Annotated in this window: 12 protein-coding genes and 1 pseudogene; 2 read left to right on the top strand and 11 right to left on the bottom strand. The window is 73.1% G+C overall.

All coding sequences use genetic code 11. The annotated features are described in order from the left end of the window. Positions 1-17 precede the first annotated feature (17 nt). From V3T34_RS05260 to V3T34_RS05220, 9 genes and pseudogenes are all read right to left on the bottom strand, one after another. Entirely contained in the window at positions 18-3095 is a 3078-nt protein-coding gene (locus tag V3T34_RS05260) for a glycosyltransferase (protein ID WP_305077535.1), read from the bottom strand. 175 nt (positions 3096-3270) lie between these two features. Further along, positions 3271-4254, bottom strand: a complete 984-nt coding sequence (locus V3T34_RS05255; protein WP_091888434.1) for an alpha/beta fold hydrolase — start codon at positions 4252-4254, stop codon at positions 3271-3273. 104 nt (positions 4255-4358) lie between these two features. Further along, positions 4359-4787: pseudogene (locus V3T34_RS05250) on the bottom strand (BA14K family protein); the annotation flags it as partial. 476 nt (positions 4788-5263) lie between these two features. Beyond that, the gene (locus V3T34_RS05245) at positions 5264-5713 is read right to left on the bottom strand and encodes a CsbD family protein (protein ID WP_305077534.1); all 450 of its coding nucleotides are present in this window, start codon (positions 5711-5713) and stop codon (positions 5264-5266) included. Between the two features lie 77 nt (positions 5714-5790). Beyond that, entirely contained in the window at positions 5791-5994 is a 204-nt protein-coding gene (locus tag V3T34_RS05240; protein WP_305077533.1) for a CsbD family protein, read from the bottom strand. Positions 5995-6073: 79 nt separating this feature from the next. Continuing rightward, entirely contained in the window at positions 6074-6988 is a 915-nt protein-coding gene (locus V3T34_RS05235; RefSeq protein ID WP_060848175.1) for a hypothetical protein, read from the bottom strand. 123 nt (positions 6989-7111) lie between these two features. Beyond that, positions 7112-7513, bottom strand: a complete 402-nt coding sequence (locus V3T34_RS05230; RefSeq protein WP_060848174.1) for a CsbD family protein — start codon at positions 7511-7513, stop codon at positions 7112-7114. Between the two features lie 68 nt (positions 7514-7581). Further along, positions 7582-7740, bottom strand: a complete 159-nt coding sequence (locus V3T34_RS05225) for a CsbD family protein (protein ID WP_082742601.1) — start codon at positions 7738-7740, stop codon at positions 7582-7584. A gap of 98 nt (positions 7741-7838) precedes the next feature. Beyond that, on the bottom strand, positions 7839-9299 hold the full coding sequence (locus V3T34_RS05220) for a helix-turn-helix transcriptional regulator (protein WP_060848173.1): 1461 nt from the start codon (positions 9297-9299) through the stop codon (positions 7839-7841). A gap of 279 nt (positions 9300-9578) precedes the next feature. Between V3T34_RS05220 and V3T34_RS05215 the strand changes: the two genes are divergently transcribed. Beyond that, the gene (locus tag V3T34_RS05215; protein WP_305077532.1) at positions 9579-10238 is read left to right on the top strand and encodes a sigma-70 family RNA polymerase sigma factor; all 660 of its coding nucleotides are present in this window, start codon (positions 9579-9581) and stop codon (positions 10236-10238) included. 191 nt (positions 10239-10429) lie between these two features. Further along, a complete protein-coding gene (locus V3T34_RS05210; RefSeq protein ID WP_060848172.1) occupies positions 10430-10816 on the top strand; it encodes a hypothetical protein in 387 nt (128 codons plus the stop codon). 13 nt (positions 10817-10829) lie between these two features. Here V3T34_RS05210 and V3T34_RS05205 read toward each other — a convergent pair whose 3' ends face one another. Continuing rightward, complete coding sequence (locus tag V3T34_RS05205; protein WP_305077531.1) at positions 10830-13262, bottom strand: PAS domain-containing protein; 2433 nt, start codon at positions 13260-13262, stop codon at positions 10830-10832. A 208-nt stretch (positions 13263-13470) separates the two neighbouring features. After that, positions 13471-14274: a Crp/Fnr family transcriptional regulator gene (locus V3T34_RS05200; protein ID WP_060848170.1), complete on the bottom strand. Its 804-nt coding sequence runs from the start codon at positions 14272-14274 to the stop codon at positions 13471-13473. Between the last annotated feature and the right edge of the window lie 92 nt (positions 14275-14366).

The following is a 14366-nucleotide window of genomic DNA, read 5'->3' as shown; positions in this document are numbered from 1 at the left end:
CGCTCCTCCGCCCGCCGTCATGCGCCGTCCGGTGCCCGTTCGCCGGCGGATGCCTCGATCGCCGCCTCGTAGGCCGCGAGGCTCGGCGCGGCCGCCGGCAGGGCCGGGATCGCGACCTCGGCCAGCTGACCGCGCGCCGCCACCAGGGCGTCGAGCAGGGCGGCCGTGTCGCGGCCGAACGGCAGCAGCAGGCCGCCGCCCTCGGCGCGGATGCGCTCCGCCGGGGCGCCGATGTCGAGGGCGACGACCGGGTAGCCCGCCGCCCAGGCCTCCGACAGGACGTAGGAATAGGTCTCGGGCCAGACGCTCGACAGGAACACGTAGTCGGGATCGGTCTCGGCGAGCAGGCGCGGCAGGTCGTCGGGCCGGTAGGGGCCGGTCACCGTGAGGCCCGGCACCCGCGCGGCGCGGTCCCGGTCGGCGACGGAGCCGATCACCGTGAAGGCGATCGGCCGCCGCTCCCGGGCCGCGCGCTCGGCGAGCGCCACGACGAGCTCGAAGCCCTTGTGGTTGCCGAGCGAGCCGACGACGGCGACCCGCACGGCGCCGGTCCGCGGCCGGCGCGGCGGCGCGGCGGCGTGGGCCGGCGCCGCCTCGGGATGGGGCACCACCGCGATCCCGGTGAGCCCGAGGCGGCGGGCATAGCGCGCCGCGGTGTCGTGGGAGGGCGCCACGAGGCGCCGGGCCCCGCGCAGGATGCGCTCGTTCGTCGCCAGCCAGCCGCCGAGGCCGCCGCCCATCAGGGCGTTCTGGTCGGCGTAGTCGTGCGTGACCCCCCGCACCGTGCAGTGGCGGCAGACGTCGGCCGGCGGCTCCTCGCAGTAGAAGTCGCGCCCGTCGACCAGGTGGACCTTCGGACAGTACCACTGGAAGTCGTGCAGGGTGACCGCGTAGGGCCAGCGCCCGGAGAGCAGCCGGTCGAGGAAGACGGAATCGTAGCCGAGGCGGGCGTCGAGGTGGAGGTCGACCGCGATCCCGGCCTCCTCCAGCCTCTCGAGGAGGCCGAAGAGTTCGTCCGGCCCCAGGGTCAGGGCCGCCCGGGCGGTGTCGAGCGTCAGCGACAGCCGCCCGCGCGAAGGGACGAGGTGGCCGATCTCGTGGTCGGGGGCCCGGGCGAGGCCGCGGATCTGATCGACGTAGCGCGTCGCCCCGCCGCCCAGGCCGTGGCCGACATGGAGCGTCAGGCGCTGCAGCCGCGCGGCGAGGAGCCGCCCGAGCACGGCGAGCCGGAGCGGCGCGAGCGGATCGGCGGCGAGGAAGGCGTCGACCTCGTCCTGGTATTCCGGATAGAGGGCGACGAGGCGGGCGTGGTTCCGCTCCAGGATCGCCAGCCGTTCGCCCTTGCCGAACGACACCGAGCCCTCGTGCTCGACATAGGTGTCGGTGGCCGCGACGTGGATCCAGCCGAGGTCGCGGGCCTTGAGGCACCAGTCGACCTCCTCGCAATAGCCGCGCCCCCATTCGGGCGAGAGCGCCCCGACCTCGTCGAGGGCCTGCCGGTTGAGGTAGAGGCAGAAGCCGATGCCGGTCGGGAGCGTGACGGGCGCCGGGGCGGCGGCCTCGAGGGCCGCGTCGATCGCGGCGGGCGGCAGGCCGAGGAGCGGTCCCTGCGCCTCCGGCATCCCGGGGAAGCCCAGGATGGTGGCGTTGTTCGACAGCGGCGTGGCGCTGGCGATGCCGGGCCGGCGGTGGCAGGCGGCGGCGAGCTTCTCCAGGGCGCGGGGCGCCAGCACCGTGTCGGCGTTGACGAGGACGCAGTCCTCGCCCGGCTCCAGCAGGGCGAAGCCGGCGTTGACCGTGCCGATGAAGCCGAGATTTTCCCGGTTGCGCAGCACCGTCAGGCCAGGACGGGCCTCGGCCGCCAGGTCGTCGAGGTAGCGCGTCACCGCCGGATCGGGCGAGGCGTCGTCGATGACGAGCGCCCGCATCCGCCCCGGCGCCAGCTGCGGCAGCAGCGAGGCGAGGCAGGCCTTCAGGTCGGAGAGGCCGTTATAGACCGGCACGATCGCGCAGGCCGGCGGCGGCGTGCGGGCGGCCCCGGGCAGGTCCGCCTCCGGCACCGCCGGCTCGCCGAGGACGAGGCGGGCACCGCCGCCGGGCCGGATCGCCGCCACGAGGCGGTCGTGGACGGCAAGGCGCTCCTCGCGGGTTGCCGAAGGATCGTTCGGCAGCAGCAGGGCGCGGGCCTCGGCCCGGGCGAGCTCGATGGTGCCGCGCAGGTGGCCGATCACCTCGCCGGCGCCGATCGGGCCGACCGCGAGGTCGGTGCCCGGCTTGAGCGCCCCGGGCGGGAACGCGAAGGCGGCGGAGTGGCGGCCGAACAGGTCCAGGAGATCGGCGCGCGCGTGGGTCTCGACCTGCGCCACCTCCTCGCCGTCCCGGACCGCCCGCACGACGGTCGGCCGGTCGGGCCCGGCCTCGTCGAACACCCAGCCGGTGACCCGGTCCGGCGCCTCGATGTGGAGGCTCGATCGCAGGTGCGGCGCGTAGGCGCCGAGCGTCGCCACCGTCTCGCCGGCCCGCACGCCGATCGTGTGGGGCCGCCCGTCGAGGGCCCAGGCCGGCAGGGTGAAGCGAAAGCCGTTCCAGCCACCCTCGTGGCCGCCGAAGCGCAGCTCCGGCCGGTAGACGTCCGGGCGGACCGGCTCGCCCTCCAGGCCGTCCACCATCAGGTGCAGGGCCGGCAGCGGGTCCGGCGACAGGGACGAGACCCAGCCCGACAGCACCCCGCCCGAGACGCCGTCGAGGTGGACCGTGTGGTGGCCGGGCCCGACCGCGACCTGCTGCTGCTCGGCCCGGCCCGGCTCGGTCACCGTCAGCCTCAGGCGGCGGGAGCCGGCCAGCAAGGCCGGGTCGAGGACGGCGTGCAGGTAGGTGACGCCCTGCTCGACGAACCGCCGGTCGACGGGAAGGGGCTGATCGCGTTCCCCGCCCTGCGCAAGCGCGAGGCTCACCGCGTCGGCGTCGGCCTCCGGGTTGAGGGCGACGAGCACGCCGCAATTGTAGAGCCGGCTCCAGGCCACGGGGCCCGGGGGAGGCACGAACCACTGGCGCCCCGTCTCGGCGAGGCGCCGCGCACGTTTCAGGATCGTCACGTCGGGAAGGACCGCTCAGGAGGGGGCCGGCCGGGGCCGGCGGACGTCGAGTCACCTCCTAGAGCAGCGCCCGATCGCGTTGCAATCGGGTGCCGCGCCGGGCGGCGATTCTCGAGGGCGTGATTCTCGATGCTGCGATCCTTGCGGCCCCCGCGGGCCTGCCCGGCGGCGCTCCTCATGCGGCCGCCAGGGCGTCGAGCACCCGGTCGGGCGCGATCTGGTGCAGCATGTGGCCGGCGCCCTCGACCGCGACGAGGCGGCTGCCCGGGATCCGGCGATGCAGGGCCGCCGACTGCTCGGCGTGGGAGACCAGGCGGTCGCCCGTGCCGGACAGGATCGTCACCGGCGGGCGCAACTCGCCGTAATGCGGCCGGAGCGCGAAGGCGTCCGGCACCATCAGGACGGATTCGGCGGCCGCGCTGCGCAGCTGCGAGGGGCGCAATACCATCTCGACCGGGAAGTCGCGGGCAAAGCGCTCCGGCACTGGGCTCGGCCCGAACAGGCGCGCCAGGATGCGCGGCCAGAGCAGGCGGCCGGCGACCGGCGCGACCGTGTGGCTGATCAGGTCGCCGAGGCCCGGCAGGGCCTGGGGCGTGAACAGCATCCCGTCGATCCGCGGCGAGGGAAAGTAGTATCCGGATTCGAGGACCAGGGACCGTACCCGGCCGGGATCCTGCAGCGACAGGGCGATCGCCACCTGGGTCCCCCAGGAATGGCCGAGGATCGTCGCCGTCTCGACCCCGAGGCTGTGCAGTGCGCCGCGGATCAGGCCGGCCTGCATCGCCGGGGTCCAGATCCGGCTGCGCGGCCGCTCGCTGTGGCCGAAGCCCGGCCGGTCGAAGGCGATCACCCGATGGGTCGTCGCTGCTCGCTCGATGAGTCCGCTCACCAGCCAGTCCTGGATCAGGCTGCCGTTGCCGTGGAGCAGGACGAGGGCCGGGCCGTGCCCGCGCTCGAGGACATGGAGGCGCGTGCCGCCGACCTCGACGAACCGCCCGACCGGCGGCGTCGCCCGTTCGGCGGCCCGGGCGCGACGACCCGCCTCGACCGCGCTGGCGCCGAGGATGGCCGCCCCTGCCAGCGCGAGGCCTGCAGCCGGGGAGAGGGCGCGCCCGGATCGGGCGGGGAGGGTGGTGGGGAGGGGAGCGTGTGCTGACATGCCGGCACAACGGTGGGACGGTGGCCGGGTTCGCTCCCGCCCTCGAACGGCACGGCCGCCGCCCCTAGGGACTCCCCTGGGGACGACGGCCGTGCAGGGGGGCACGGGCAGGGACGGCGGGTGCCGTCGTTGCTCAAGTAGGTGCCGCTCGCCGGATCGTAGGAGCGGAAGCGCCGGGCGCAGGCCGCGACCGTCTCCGGGTCGGGACCTCCCTGGACCACCACCGGGGCGGCCTGGGCCTGCGAGTTGGCGATCGCGCCACCGATGATCGCCCCGGCCGCGAGGCCCGCCACGCCCGCCCCGACCGCGGCACCGACGCCCGGGCCGCGGCGATAGCCGTAGCCGCGCCGGAACCCGTAGCCCCGGCGGTAGCCGTTGGGCCGGCCGAAGCGCCGGTACTGCGAGAATTCCGTCGGCAGGTCGCCGCGGACGAGGGCCGCTGCGGCGGCACCGGCCTCGGCCGGGGCGGCCGAGGCGGGGCTGCCGACGACGAGGGCCGCGAGGGTCGCGGCGGCGACGAAGGGGAGCTTCATGAGGGTGTCGGTTCCTGTCCTCGTTTCATGCGCCCTTGCATGGGGCTGCTCAGTACGTCCGGCCGTGCCGGGGGCTGGTGCCGCGGCGGTTGAATCGCGCGATCAGCTTCGGCAGGACGAACAACATGAATATCTTGCGCAGCATGGTAGTCTCCTTTTCAAGGCTTGCGGATTGATTTCAGCTTCCAACGCCCGCAAGCGAGAAAAGATCCCGATACAAATCGATCGTTCTTTGGGAATGCTGCGACAGAACGACAGATACCGGCGCGATGCCACGAAACAATTCGCCGGGATGGACGCTGCGATACGGCATTCGTGCTTGCCGTCACCGATTCAGTCGGTGCCACACCTGCCCGGTCGGGTCGCGCCTGCGCTGTAGAGGTCGCGGTGGAGGCAAGGCTCCACCGCGCGGGGCGGCGATCGGTCGTCGTCGGGGACGGGTGCATCCGGACGACGTCCCGGTCGCGACCGCCGATTCAGTGACGGCGGCGGAACAGCCAGCCTGCCGCGAAGGCGAGGGCGGCGATGCCCAGCACGGTGTTGGTGCGGTGGCCGTCGGCATAGGCGAGGGCCTGGCGGCCATAGGTCTCGCCGCGGCGACGCACCTCGCGGGCGGCGTGGCGCCCGTCCTCGATGACGTGGCCGGCCTGCTTGCGGGCGGTGTCGGCGAAGTCCTCGGCGTAGTCGCGGGTCGTGCCGGCCAGGGTCTCGGCCCGCTCGCGGGCGGCCTCGGCGAGGTGGCGGCCGTCGTCGATGAGGTCCTCGGCCCGGTCGCGAGCGCGGCCGTAGGCGTATTGCGCTCCGCCGGCCACCTGGTTGGCGGCACCGCGAACCTGCTGGGCCGGGTCGCCCGTGAGGCCGCCGAGGGCGGTCTGGGCGCGGCCCTTCAGGTGACGGGACGCGCCACGGATCTGATCGCGGTTCATGCTGTCCTCCTGAGTCTCGAAACGGAAGGGCGGCGGGGCGGGCCCGCCGCGGATGTCGGGTGTGGCCTGGTCGGGCCTTACTTGCGGCCGAGCAGGCTGTCGGCGGCGCTCTTCACGCCGTCCTTGACCTCGCCGACGGTACGCTGGGCCTCGCCCTTGAGCTCTTGGGCCTTGCCCTCGACGACGAGGCGGTCGTTGCCGGTGACCTTGCCGACGCCCTGCTTGACGTTGCCGACGGCCTCGTTGGCCAGGCCCTTGAGCTTGTCCGTGGTGCTGCTCATCGAGATCTCTCCTTCGGGGGCGTGAAGAACGGGCGGGAGGGGACCGGCCCCCGCCCGGCGGGCGGGGGCCGGCGCCGCGTCAGACGCGGCGGGTGGTGTCGTAGGCGCCGACCAGCTTCGGGGCGCCCAGGCGACCGCCGAAGAAGGCGGCGGCGGCGCCGAGCAGCAGCGCGATGGCGGCGTAGAAGGCGCCCTGGGTGGCGGCGGACTTCGCGGTCACGGCCGCGGCCTCGGCCTTCTGCTTGGCGGTGGCGACCGCCTGCTCGTACTGCTTCTGGTAGTCGTCGATCTGGGTCTTGGCCTGGTCGGGCGAGATGCCCTGGGCCTTGGCCAGCGCGTCGGCGGCGCGGTTCTTGGCCTGCTCCTTCTGGGCCGCGTCACCGGTCAGCACGGCGCGCACGGCGGCCACGGCGGCGTCGCGGGCGGCCTGCGGGTCCTGGCCGGCGGCCTGCTGGCGCACCTTGTCCTCGATGCCCTCGAGCGGGTTCTGAATCTTCGACAGCGACGGGGCCGCGGCCTGGGCGGCGGTCTGGACGGTGCCGCCGACGAGGTTGCCGGCGCCGCCGAGCGCGCTCGAGACGGTGCTGAGCGTGCCGCCGACGAGGCCGCTGGCCGCCGAGGTCACGAGGTAGATCACCACCAGGGTCGTCACCGCCCAGGAGACGAGGCCGTGCAGGGCGGCCGCGCCCGGCAGCGGCTTGCCGGAGAGGCGGCCCGCGATGGCGCCGCCGGCGAGCGAGGCGACGATACCCGAAACCACGAACCACAGGCCGGCGCCCGTCGACAGGGTCGAGGCGGCCGGGTTGTCGCTGGCGTTCACGCCGACCGACGACAGGCCGACGCCGACGCCCACGAGGTTGAGGATCACCTGGGTCACCAGGGCGGTGACGGCGCCGGCGAAGATGGCGCCCCAGGAGACCTGGTTGAGCAGGACCGCGCGGGTGTCGGCCTGGGCGGCGGTCGCGAGGGGGGAAACGGGGGTCTGGATGGTCACGTGGTTACTCCGGGTCGTTCATGCATCGATGGGTCGGGGGCGGCCCCGGGGCCGCGCGGCGCTCTCCTGCGCCGGATTCCCCGGGGCTCGCGATGTCCGGCCGCGACGCGGTCGGTCGCGCGATCAGTCGCGGTTGGCGCTCACGAGGAGGCCGAGGCCGAAGCCGACGAGGCCGGCGATCACCAGCGAGGCGACCGGGTACTCGGCGACCTGATGGCCGACCTGACGGGTGCCGCGGCGCAGAACCTGGCTGCCGCGCTCGTAGGCATCCTCGGCGTAGTCGCGGGCGTCCTCGGCATAGCCGCGGGCGTCGTGGGCGAAGTCCCCGGCGTAGTCCTGCGCCCGGTCGGCGGCGTGGCGCACGCCGTCCTTGGCCTGGCCGTAGGCGTTCTCGGCCGCGCCCTGGGCCTCGCGGAACCGGCCCTCGGCCGAATCCCGGTGCGAGCCGGTCAGGTCGCCGACGGCGCCCTGGATCTTGCCGCCGAGCTCGCGGGCGGCGCCGGTGAGGCGATCGGTGTCAACCATCTGAAGTCTCCTGGTGATCGGGGTGGGTGGGACGGCGACCCCTGGGGATCGCCGGATGACCTGTGCCGTCAGTCCCGGCGCGGTGCGGTTTCCCTGGGGGAGTGCCCGTCGCCCTTCTGACGCCGGCCCTCGGCTTCGACCCGGACGTCGCCGGTGATCTTGCCGATGGCCTCCTTCACCGAGCCCTTGACCTGCTCGGTGGAAGTCGATGTCGCGCGCTTGGTCATGAGCAACTCCGTGAAGAGTGAGAGAAAACTCCGACCGGCCTGCAGATGTGCCCTCCTGGCGCGCGTTCAATGGTAGAAAGATACTGGTATGCTGAACATCAGCTACCAGAAGCCTGGAGTGGGAAACCGTGCTCACGGCCCCACAGGATCACTTCGGTCCGGCGGTGGACGCCGAGCTTGCGGTAGAGCGCGGCGCCGTGATTGCGCACGGTGTTGCGCGACAGGCCGAGCTTGCGGGCGATGGCATCGTCGTCGAGGCCCGAGCAGATCAGATTGAGGATCTGGCGCTCGCGCAGGGTCAGGTCGGGTACCGCGGCCCCGGGAGTCTCGCGCCCCGGCCGGCGCAGGTTGGCGAGCTTCTCGATCAGGCCCCGGCTGAACCACGAGGTGTCGGCCATCACCGTCTCGATCGCGTCGAACAGCTCGCGCTCGGTGTGCTTGCGCTCGGTGATGTCCTGCAGGACCATCAGGACGAACTCGTCGTCGCCGATGACGACGCGCTCGGCCGAGACGAGGCAGTCGAGGTCGGCGCCGCTCTCGTGGCGCAGGCAAACCTCGAGACCGAGGACGTAGCCGGTGCGCGTCAGCACGTCCTCGAACCGGCGGCGCTGCTCGTCCGAGACCCAGAGCCCGAACTCCGCCGGCGAGCGCCCGACAACCTTGTCTTCGCCGAAGCCGAACACACGCCCGAAGGCCTCGTTGATGCTGGTGACCTGGAACGCCTCGGCGCGGGCCAGCAGCGTCGGGACCGGCGTCAGCCGGAACGCCTTGGCGAAGCGCTCCTCGCTCTGGCGCAGGGCCGTCTCGGCCTTCCGCCGCAGTTCGAGGTCGGCGAAGGTGAACAGCATGCAGGGCTCGTCGCCCATCTCCATCGGCTGGCCGGCGACGATGACGAAGCGGCCGCCGCCGTCGGGCAGCTCCAGGCGCGCCTCCATCTGGGGGATCGTGCCGCCCTGGTTCAGCCGCGACACCGCGAGATCGCGGTTGCGGGCGTTGGCCAGCACGTCGACCTCGTAGACGCTGCGGCCGATCACGGCGTCGCGGGTGTAGCCGGTCATCTCGAGGAAGCCGGCATTGACCTTGACGTGGCGCAGGTCGGCGAGCCGCGTGATCACGGCCGGGGCCGGGTTGGCGTTGAAGGTGCGCTCGAAGCGCTCCTCGGCCTCGAACTGGTCCGATACGTCCTTGAGGATCAGGGCGAGGCAGCTCGGCTTGCCCTCCCGGTCGGTCGCCACCAGGCTGCGCAGGGAATGCACGAAGCCGACATCCGGCTTGTCGGTGCGGGTCACCTCCACGACCACGTCGTGGAAGCGCTCGCCGGCCACCACCCGCTCGATCGGGTAGTTCTCCGGCGCGCGGTTGTTGCGGTAGCGCAGGGCGAAGCGCTCGCGGTAGGCGTCGACCGTCGGGCCGATCTCGTCCAGGCTCTCGGCGCCGTGCATCGCGAGGGCGGCCTCGTTGGCGTAGGCGATGGTCTGGTCGGGCTCGACCAGGATCACGCCCTCGCTGAGGCCGGCGATGATCTGCCGGAGTTCATGCCTGTCGACGCCTGCGGTCACGGCCGGTGCGGTCCCTTCGTGCTGGCGGACCGCCGGGAGCGGCGGTCTCGCGGCTACCTCTCGGGCAGCGGAGCACAAACGGATCGCGCGCCATCGGGTTCCGTGACGGCAGGCAATTTCACCGGTAAAATCGTATCATTGACGTAATTGCCGGCGACCAGAAATAAATCGTGTCGTCGCCTGCTCCCCGCACTGCCCCACGGGACTAGTCCGTTGGGCCGAGCGGTCTAGCCCGGCGGGACGAACGTTGACGGGTCCTGGACCGTGGGAACAGACGACGTGACGCGCGAACCGGATGTCGCACCGGACGCCGCCCTCGCCCTGATGCAGTCGCATCTCGGCCGGCAGCTGCGGCAATACTATCCCGAGATCGTCGCGGTCGAGGCCGGCTCGCGCCTGGGCGACGTGCTGGCGCGGCTGACGCGGGCGCTGCAGACCGCCGAGGCCGGGCGCGAGGTGTCGGCGGCGTTCAAGGACGAGCTCCTCGGCGCGGTGCCGCGGCTGCGGCGCTACGCGCTGTCGCTCGCCCAGCACGGCGCCGATGCCGACGACCTCGTGCAGCACACCCTGCTGAAGGCCTGGGAGCACCGGCGCCAGTTCGTGCCGGGCACCAGCCTGTCGGCCTGGCTGTTCACGATCCTGCGCAACGGCTTCTTCAACGGGCGCCGGCGCCATCGCCTCGAGGTGGCGGATCCCGACGGGGTCCATTCCGCCGCCCTCACGAGCGATGCCGTGCAGGAGCACCGGGCGGACCTGCGCGACCTGCAGGACGCCCTCGACCGGCTCGAACCGAGCCAGCGCGAGGCGCTGCTCCTCGTAGGGGTCGAGGGCCTGACCTACGAGGCCGCCGCCGTGGTCATCGGCTGTCCCCCCGGCACCGTGAAGAGCCGCGTCAGCCGCGCCCGCGACCGGCTCGCCCAGGAGCTCGGGCACGTCTGAGAAGGAGCTCGGGCACGCCTGAGACCGGAGTCCCGATCGGCGCTCCCCATCCCGATCCGCCCCCCGCGGGCGTCCCCCATCGTTCCGGCGCCCTCCCCCGAGGCGTTCGGAACGGTCGCCGGCCGGGCACGGCATGGTCCCCCCATCCGTGCCCGGCCCGGCAGCGACCATCGTCGACCCGAGAGGAGACCATGACCTCATCCCGCCTTCCGGTCCTCGCCGCCGCCCTCGCGCCGGCCCTGCTCCTGGCCCCTGCCGGCCCGGCCTCGGCCGCGCCGTCGGCGGGACGCTTCGACGGGGCCTGGTCGGTCGTTGCCACCGCCGAGACCGGCAATTGCACCGGTCCCTACCGCTACCCGATCGTGATCCGCGACGGCGTGGTGGACGATGCCGGCGGCAACGGGGTCGACGCCTCCGGGCGTGCCGGCGCCGATGGGCGTATCACCGGCACGATCCGCAGCGGGCTCGCCAGCGTCTCGGTCAGCGGCCGCCTGCGCGGCACCGCCGGCAGCGGCCGCTGGAGCCTGGCGGGGATCAGCCCGTGCTCTGGACGCTGGACGGCGCGCCGCACCGGGTGAGCAGGGACGGCGCTCAGGCGTCCCTCCGCGCCCGCTCGCGGCCGGCCTCGATGATTGAACGGATGCGGGCGGCCATCACCTCGACGGCGAAGGGCTTGGTCAGCACCGACATGCCGGGGGCGAGGGTCCCGGTGCCGAGGATGGCGGTCTCGGCGTAGCCGGTGATCAGCAGCACCTTCAGGTCCGGCCGGGTCTGCCGTGCGGCTTCCGCCATCTGGCGGCCGTTCATGCCGCCGGGCAGGCCGACATCGGTGACGAGGAGGTCGATGCGCACGTCCGAGCGCAGGACCTTGAGGCCGGCCGCGCTGTCGGCCGCCTCGATCGCCGTGTAGCCGAGATCCTCCAGGATGTCGGTGACCAGCATCCGCACGGTCGGCTCGTCGTCGACGACGAGCACGGTCTCGCCCTCGGCCGCCCGCGGCAGCTCCGCGATCGCCGTCGCCTCCGCGTCGGCGGGGGCCGGCCCGTCGTGGCGCGGCAGGTACAGGCTCACCGTCGTACCCTCGCCGGGCGCGGAGGCGATCCGGACCTGGCCGCCGGATTGCTGGGCGAAACCGTAGATCATCGACAGGCCGAGGCCTGTGCCCTCGCCGATCGGCTTCGTGGTGAAGAAGGGCTCGAACACCCGGGCGATCACCTCCGGCGTCATGCCGGTGCCGGTATCGGTCACGCTGAGGGCCAGGTACTCGCCCTCCGGCAGGTCGTGCCGGCGCGCCGCCCTGGCGTCCATCGCGGCGTTGCCGGTCTCGACCGTGATCCGCCCGCCCTCGGGCATCGCGTCGCGGGCGTTGATGCACAGGTTGAGGAGCGCGTTCTCGAGCTGCGAGGGATCGACCAGCGCCGGCCAGTCGCCCCGCGCCGCCACCTCGAGGGCGATGCCCGGTCCCACGGTGCGGCGGATCAGCTCCTCCATGCCGGCGACCAGGCGGTTGACGTCGGTGGGGCGCGGATCGAGCGTCTGGCGGCGCGAGAACGCCAGCAGCCGGTGGGTCAGCGCCGCGGCGCGCTTGGCCGCCCCCTGCGCCGCCGCCATGTAGCGCTCGACGTCCTTGAACCGGCCCTGCTGCAGGCGCGTCTGCATCAGCTCGAGCGAGCCCGAGATGCCGGCCAGCAGGTTGTTGAAGTCGTGGGCGAGGCCCCCGGTGAGCTGGCCCACCGCCTCCATCTTCTGCGACTGGCGCAGGGCTTCCTGCGTCGCGGCCAGCTCCGTCTCGGCGCGCAGCCGGTCGGAGATGTCCCGAGCATGGTGGAAGGCGCCGATCACCCGGCCGTCGCCGTCGCGCAGGGGCGAGTAGGTGACCTCCCAGGCCGGCTTGGCGAGGCCCGGATCACCGAACTCCTCGGTCACGGTGTAGATCTCGCCCGACAGCGCCCGGGCCATCAGGCCGCGCATCACCGGGGCCTGGTCGGCCGGAAACAGGTCGGGAAAGACGTCGCCGACGCGCACCCGGGTGCCGAAGATCCGGTAGAACTCGTCGCTGTGGGCTTGGTTGAAGGCGATCAGTCGGTACTGCGTGTCGAAGGCGCAGATCGGCGCGGCGCTCGACTGCACGATGTCGCCGTAGAGGCGCATCTCCGCCGTGCGGTCGGCGACCTGCCGGCCCAGCGAGGCGGTGAGGTCGCGCGTCGCCGCCTCCTGCCGCTTGCGCTCGGTGATGTCGGTGGCCGCGCCGTACCATTCGGTGATCCGGCCCTCGCCGTCCAGCACCGGCACGGCGCGGGACGAGGCCCACCCGACCGAGCCGTCGGCGAGGTAGACCCGGTGCTCGAGGCTGTAGGAGGTCTTGGTGCGGATCGCGCGCTCGATCTCGCTCCGCACCGCCGCCCGGTCCTCGGGCGGGATGTAGGTCTCCAGCCAGTCGGCGCTGGCCGAGGTCGTGTCCGAGAGGAGGCCGCCGCCCGAGAGCTGATACAGCCGGCTCCAGTCGGCGCTGATCCGGTAGCGCACCTCGGAGGAGGAGCGGACCAGGGCGTCGAGCATCTGCTCGCGCCGGCGCAGCGCCTCGCCGAGGTTGTGCAGGTGCTCGCGCTCCAGCGTGACGTCGAACTGCGAAGCGAAGAAGTAGGTCAGTGCGCCGTCCTGGTCGAAGACCGGCGAGATCAGCAGCCGGTTCCAGAACCGCTCGCCGTTCTTCTTGTGGTTCAGGAGGTCGATCTCGATCGCCACGCGCCGCTCGACGGCGTCGCGGATCTTGTCGACGTCGGCGCGGTCGGTCTCCGGTCCCTGCAGGAAGCGGCAGTTGCGCCCGAGGATCTCGTCGCGCCCGTAGCCGGTCAGCTTGGAGAAGGCGGCGTTGACGAAGACGATCGGGTTGTCGGGCTGGTGCGGGTCGGTGATCAGCATCGGCATCCGCGTGGCGCGCACCGCGGCGGCGAACGGGTCGTGGCTGGGCGCCGACCGGCCGATCTCGGCGTCGATGCGGTCGGTTTCGCGGCGGTCGTTCACTGGTCCGTCGCCCCCTTCCGCGACCCTCGGCGGCGGTCTCATAGCACCGGCGCCCGGCCGCGCCATAGCACGGCCGCTCCCATGCGCATCCCGCGCCGGCCGCGGGGGCGTCCCGCGCGGGAGGATCGGCATCCTCGGCCTCCGCCTCCCCGGCCGGCGCGGGATCGGGCGGGGGGCCTGACCCGAGGCCGCCCGCTTCCCTCTCCGTCTACCTCTCCGGCGCCTTGTCCTGCACGGCCGTCGGATCGACCGCAACGATGGCGCCGCTCTCGGCATAGACCGCGCCGAGGACGGTGCGGAAGTGGTGACGCACCCGGCCGTAGCACTCGCAGGCCGACCGCTCGGCCTGGGCCCGGTCCAGGATGGTGATCTGGCCGCGGCGCACCGAGATCAGCCCGCGGCGCTGCAGCGCCCCGATCACCCCGGTGAGGTAGGTGCGGCGCACGCCGAGCATCTCGGCCAGCATCTCCTGGGTCACCGGCAGGACCGGCGTTCCCAGCCGGTCCTGGAAGGTCAGGAGCCAGCGCAGGCAGCGCTCCTCGATCGGGTGGACGGCGTTGCACGCCACCGATTGCAGCACCTGGGCAAGCAGGCAGTCGGAGTAGCGCACGAACAGGTCGCGCAGGGTCGGGGACGAGGCCCGGGCCCGGGTCAGCCTCTCGGCGTCGAGACGCAGCACATCGCCGGCGACCTGCACCACCGCCTCGCTGAAGGCCGGCAGGTAGCCCTGGCTGACGATACCGCCGACCGCGCCCTCGTGCCCCACCGTCGCGGTCTCGACCATCCGCCCGTCGTTCATGCGCGAGACCAGCGTCACGGTGGTCTGGTTCAGCGGGAAGGTGACGTGCGACACGTCCTCGCCGGCACGAAACAGCACGGCGCCGCGGGTGCGATGGCCGCGCTCGAGATACGGCGCCAGCAGGGCGCGATCCCGGGTCTCGAGGGCTTCGAGCAGGAGATTGCCTTCGAAGAGGCCGGCTGCGAGGGCTCGTGAATCGTCCGGCGCATTCACCGTTGTCGTCTCCGGAAATCAGGCATCCGCCTCGCGGTACGGCCGCAGCACGATGGATTGCCGGAGGCGGGCTCCGCCGCCCCTTTCTCGCG

The sequence above is a fragment of the Methylobacterium ajmalii genome, from assembly GCF_036448855.1.
GTDB lineage: Bacteria > Pseudomonadota > Alphaproteobacteria > Rhizobiales > Beijerinckiaceae > Methylobacterium > Methylobacterium ajmalii.
The sequence above is the reverse complement of the archived record's forward strand: the minus strand, read 5'-3'. Positions and strand labels throughout refer to the sequence as shown.

Coding starts and splice junctions, on each gene's coding strand:
- V3T34_RS05255 (WP_091888434.1), bottom strand. CDS start 4,254: ATGTCAGCACACGCTCCCCTCCCCACCACCCTCCCCGCCCGATCCGGG.
- V3T34_RS05245 (WP_305077534.1), bottom strand. CDS start 5,713: ATGAACCGCGATCAGATCCGTGGCGCGTCCCGTCACCTGAAGGGCCGC.
- V3T34_RS05240 (WP_305077533.1), bottom strand. CDS start 5,994: ATGAGCAGCACCACGGACAAGCTCAAGGGCCTGGCCAACGAGGCCGTC.
- V3T34_RS05230 (WP_060848174.1), bottom strand. CDS start 7,513: ATGGTTGACACCGATCGCCTCACCGGCGCCGCCCGCGAGCTCGGCGGC.
- V3T34_RS05225 (WP_082742601.1), bottom strand. CDS start 7,740: ATGACCAAGCGCGCGACATCGACTTCCACCGAGCAGGTCAAGGGCTCG.
- V3T34_RS05210 (WP_060848172.1), top strand. CDS start 10,430: ATGACCTCATCCCGCCTTCCGGTCCTCGCCGCCGCCCTCGCGCCGGCC.